A 618-nucleotide genomic window follows, 5' to 3' on the forward strand; every position below is an offset into this window, starting at 1 on the left:
TTCGGTTTCAGTGGGACGAATGCGCATGTGATCGTGGAGCAGGCGCCGGTTGAGGTTGTGGCGGAGGAGGAGCCGCAGGCTGTTTGTGGGGTTGTGCCTGGTGTGGTGGTGTGGCCGTTGTCCGGTAAGGGCGAGGCCGCGTTGCGGGGTCAGGCGCAGCGGTTGCTGGCGGTGTTGGACGCTGGGGTGGATGGGCGTCCGGTGGATGTGGGGTGGTCGTTGGCCACGGGTCGGGCTGCGTTGGATCACCGTGCGGTGGTGCGGGGTGCGGGTCTGGCGGAACTGCGGTCTGGGGTGGAGGCGTTGGCCGCGAGTGGGATGGCGGCTGGGTTGACCTGTGGTGTGAGTGTCGGTGGTAAGGCGGCGTTTGTCTTTCCGGGGCAGGGGTCGCAGTGGGTGGGCATGGCGGTGGGGTTGTTGGATGCCTCGCCGGTGTTCGCGGCGCGGATCGATGAGTGTGCGGCGGCTTTGGAGCCGTTCACTGATTGGTCGTTGGTCGATGTGCTGCGCGGGGTTGAGGGTGCGCCTTCCCTTGAGCGGGTTGATGTGGTTCAGCCGGTGTTGTTCGCCGTGATGGTGTCGTTGGCTGAGCTGTGGCGGTCGGTGGGTGTTGTGCCT

At 66.3% G+C, this 618-nt stretch carries 1 protein-coding gene; it reads left to right on the forward strand.

What is annotated here, in order from left to right; translation table 11 throughout:
* On the forward strand, nucleotides 1-618 hold a 618-nt coding region (locus O5O46_RS35075), incomplete at both ends, for an acyltransferase domain-containing protein (protein WP_269859737.1).

The sequence above is a fragment of the Streptomyces sp. RPT161 genome, assembly GCF_027533845.1.
GTDB lineage: Bacteria > Actinomycetota > Actinomycetes > Streptomycetales > Streptomycetaceae > Streptantibioticus_A > Streptantibioticus_A silvisoli_A.